Origin of the sequence: Rhodoferax sp., from assembly GCF_037143375.1 — a bacterium.
In the GTDB taxonomy this organism is placed as follows: Bacteria; Pseudomonadota; Gammaproteobacteria; order Burkholderiales; family Burkholderiaceae_C; genus Rhodoferax.
Genome location: NZ_JBAWYV010000234.1, coordinates 1 through 3657, shown reverse-complemented (window position 1 = coordinate 3657; position 3657 = coordinate 1). Strand labels below are relative to the sequence as shown.

The 3657-nt window shown below is 61.7% G+C and carries 4 protein-coding genes; all 4 read right to left on the bottom strand.

Annotated features, from left to right (window positions below; all coding sequences use genetic code 11):
• A partial coding sequence (locus tag WCG50_RS18240) for an ATP-binding cassette domain-containing protein (RefSeq protein ID WP_336901019.1) occupies positions 1-1145 on the bottom strand: 1145 nt, incomplete at its 3' end.
• A complete protein-coding gene (locus WCG50_RS18235) occupies positions 1142-1903 on the bottom strand; it encodes an ABC transporter ATP-binding protein (RefSeq protein ID WP_336901018.1) in 762 nt (253 codons plus the stop codon). The genes WCG50_RS18240 and WCG50_RS18235, both read right to left, overlap by 4 nt.
• Before the next feature lie 2 nt (positions 1904-1905).
• On the bottom strand, positions 1906-2838 hold the full coding sequence (locus WCG50_RS18230; protein WP_336901017.1) for a branched-chain amino acid ABC transporter permease: 933 nt from the start codon (positions 2836-2838) through the stop codon (positions 1906-1908).
• Between the two features lie 3 nt (positions 2839-2841).
• The coding region (locus tag WCG50_RS18225; protein WP_336901016.1) for a branched-chain amino acid ABC transporter permease at positions 2842-3657 on the bottom strand (816 nt) is incomplete at its 5' end.

Sequence of the window (3657 nt, the reverse complement as noted above, 5' to 3'; positions counted from 1 at the left end):
GCCAGGCCCATCGACGGCTCATCAAGCAACAACAACTTGGGCCGCCCCATCAAGGCCCGGCCAATGGCCAACATTTGCTGCTGCCCGCCCGACAAGGTGCCTGCCGGAAGCAGGCGTTTCTCTTTGAGAATCGGAAACATGGCAAACACCTTCTCCAAGTCACCCTCGACCTGGTGCTTGGGTTGCGTGTAAGCCCCCAGGCGCAGGTTATCGTCGATGGAGAGTGGCCCAAACACCTGACGCCCCTCCGGGCTCTGGCAAATACCGCGGCGCATGCGCATGTCCGAGCGCAGCTTGCTGATGTCTTCCCCGTCAAACTGAATACTGCCCCCGCTCATCGGTTGCACCCCCGAGAGCGTGCGCAAAAATGTCGTCTTGCCGGCGCCATTGGCCCCCACCAGCGCCACGGTCTCACCCCGGCGCACCTCCAGCGTGATGCCCTTCAAAGCCTGGATGCGGCCATAGCAACTCTCCATTCCGGTGACCTGCAACAGCACATCGGCCTTGGCCGGGGCGGCAGACGCTTGCAACTGGCCACTGCTTTGTCCGCCCAGTCCGATCGACTCCGGCGCCAGACTGGCGACGCGGTGAAACAACTCCCGAAACTCGGCCTTGGCTTTCTCGCCAAACAGCGGGTCATCGTTGTCCATAAAGGCGCCATCAATCTCGGCCCAATCCTCAGGCGTCAAGACCTCGCGTGCCAGCGGCATGGCAAACTTCTCTTCCTTGCGAATGTGGCTTTTAAGCCCGGCGGTGTAGGCGCGCAGCAGCACCGCCAGCTCAGTCGGCTCCAGCGCGCCACTGGCGGCTTGCGCCACACAGGTGCGCAAAGCCTGCAGCTTGTGCGGCCCCTCGCGGTGCTCCTCCTGCAACGGGTCCAGAATGGCCGCCGCCTTGTCACTTCTCAGGCGCAGCAGGCGAAACAGGAAGTCATCTTCCTTGGGGTGGTGCGAGCGGTCAACAAACTGCTCGATGTAATCAAAGACGGAACTGAAGAACGCCGGGTCGACCTTTTCGCCAGCCTCGATTTCTTCGGCCACATGGTCGATGGTGGTCGCCAGACGCCACAGGTTGCTGTGGTCTTCGCTGATGATGCGCAGTGCTTGCATGCGGGGGCCTTGGGGGGTGGAAGTCGGGTGGTTCATGCGTGGGTACCCAGGTAGGCGGCAATCACGTCGGGGTTGCGCCGGACCTCTTCGCCCGTGCCCTCGGCCAGTTTCTTGCCGTAGTCGAGCACCAGAATGCGGTCCGATAAGTTCATCACCATCTTCATGTCGTGCTCCACCAAAACGACGGTGACGCCTGAATCCGCCACTTTGCGCACCAACTCATCGACTTCAATGGTTTCTTTGGGGTTCAGCCCGGCCGCGGGCTCGTCCAGAAAGATGATGCGTGGCTTCAAGGCCAGGGCGCGGGCAATCTCCAGACGCTTGAGAGCGCCGTACGACATGCTGTCGGCGCGCGCTTCAATGTATTTCTCCAGCCCGACAAAACGCATCAACTCGGCCGACTCGTCGCGCAACTGCGCATCGCGGCGCACGATCGAGGGCCAGCGCAGCGCGGCTTTGAGCGGGTTGCGGTCCAGGCGCAGGTGGGCGCCGACCATCACGTTCTCGATCGCGCTCATGTTCATGCAGATCTGCAAATTCTGGAACGTGCGGGCGACACCGCGGCGGGCCAGTTCGTTGGGCGCCTTGCCCTGGATGGCTTCACCGTCGAGCAAGATGGTGCCACTGGTCGGGGTGTAGACGCCGGTGATCAGGTTAAAGAGCGTGGTCTTGCCCGCGCCATTGGGGCCGATCACGGCGTAGACGATACCGGCTTCGATGCTGAAACTGACGTTTTGTACCGCCTTGACCCCACCGAACTGAATACTGAGTTGTTTGACTTCAAGCAGTGCCATGCTCAGGCTCCTTTGCCAAATTTAGCGGCGAGCGTGGGTACCAGACCCTTGGGCATGAAGATCATGCAGCTCATCAAAATGGCGCCAAACGCCACGGTCTCCCAGCCTTCGAGCGAGGTCAGGGCCTGGGGCAGGGCGGTCAGCAACACGGCGCCGACCAAGGAGCCATAAACCGAGGCCATGCCGCCAATCACCACCATGGTGACCAGTTCAATCGAATGAAAGAAGTCGGCAAAGTTGGGGGTGACAAACCCGACGTAATGGGCGGTGACGCTGCCCATCAGGCTGGCAAAGACGGCCGAGATGACAAAGATCGAGACTTTGTAGCGCACCACATCGACACCTGCCACCTGGGAGGCGACTTCAGAACCGTGCAAGGCCCGCAGGGCACGCCCAAACGGGGAGTTGATCAGGTTCAGCGAAGCCCAGACACTGACTGAGAGCAGCAAGGCCACCACCCAGTACCAGTGCTTGTCGCTGGACAACTCAAAGCCCAGCAGCCCCAGTGTGGGTACCGGCATGCCATCGGGCCCACCGGTGAGGGCCGCTTCGTTGCGCAGCACGATGTTGATGATGATGCCCAGGCCCAAGGTGGCCATCGCCAGGTAGTGGCCCTTGAGCTTGAAGATCGGACGCGCCAGCACAGCGGCCAGCAAGCCTGTTGCCAAGGCGCCAGCGCCCATGGCGAGCAGCGGGTGCCAGCCAAAGTGGGTCGGCAGCACGGCCGAGGCATAAGCGCCAATGCCGAGGAAGCCGGCATGGCCCATGCTGATCTGGCCGGCAAAGCCGATCAAAAGATTCAGGCCCAGCACGATGACGGCGTTGATCGCCATGCGAATCGCCAGATCGAGGTAAAAACTGTTGGGCAGCACAAAGGGCAGCAACAACAAAATGGCGATCACAAGGTAGAGACCGCGGTAAGCTTTATTAGACATGGCTCAGACCCGATCAGTGGATTTGCCGCCAAACAGGCCGCGTGGCATGAAGAACAGCATGAACAGGATCAGCACGAAGGGAATCGCGTCCTTGTAGGCCGAGGAGATGTAACCGGCGCCCATCGCCTCCAAAATGCCGACCAGCAAGCCGCCCAGCACGGCGCCCAGACCATTGCCCAAACCACCGACAACGGCGGCGACAAAGCCTTTGAGACCAAGCATGATGCCCACGTCGTAAGAGGTGAGGGTGATCGGGGTTACCAGAATGCCCCCCAGCGCACCGAGGGCCGCCGACATGGCAAAGCTCATGAACAGGACCCAGCTGGTGTTGATGCCCACCAGTTCGGCGGCCACCCGGTTGAACGAGGTCGCCAGCATGGCTTTGCCGTGCAGGGTGCGGTTGAAGAAGTACCACAGGGCCACCACCACCACGGCGGTGACGCCCAGCACCCACAGACTTTGCGGCATCAGGGTGGCGCCCAAAATGGCGATCGGCACGTCGCCCGAGAAGGCGGGCAGGCTGTGCGTGCCTTTGCCCAGCCAGACCTGGATCAGGCCGCGAATCACCAGCGAGGCGCCAATGGTGATGATGATCAGCGTGACGGTCTCAGCGCCCTTGACCGGCTCAATCGCCAGCTTCTCCAGCACCACGCCGACGATGGCGGGCACCAGGATCGCCAGCACCAGCGCTACCGGCAGGGGCAGACCAGCCTGGGTGAAGAACACCGCCAGCATGCCCCCGAGCATGATGAATTCACCCTGCGCGAAGTTGATCACGTTGCTGGCGTTGTAGATCAGGGTGAAACCCAGCGCCGCCAG

Bases quoted from the DNA above. Each gene is read 5' to 3' on its own strand.
- WCG50_RS18235 (WP_336901018.1), bottom strand. From the start codon at position 1,903: ATGGCACTGCTTGAAGTCAAACAACTCAGTATTCAGTTCGGTGGGGTC.
- WCG50_RS18230 (WP_336901017.1), bottom strand. From the start codon at position 2,838: ATGTCTAATAAAGCTTACCGCGGTCTCTACCTTGTGATCGCCATTTTG.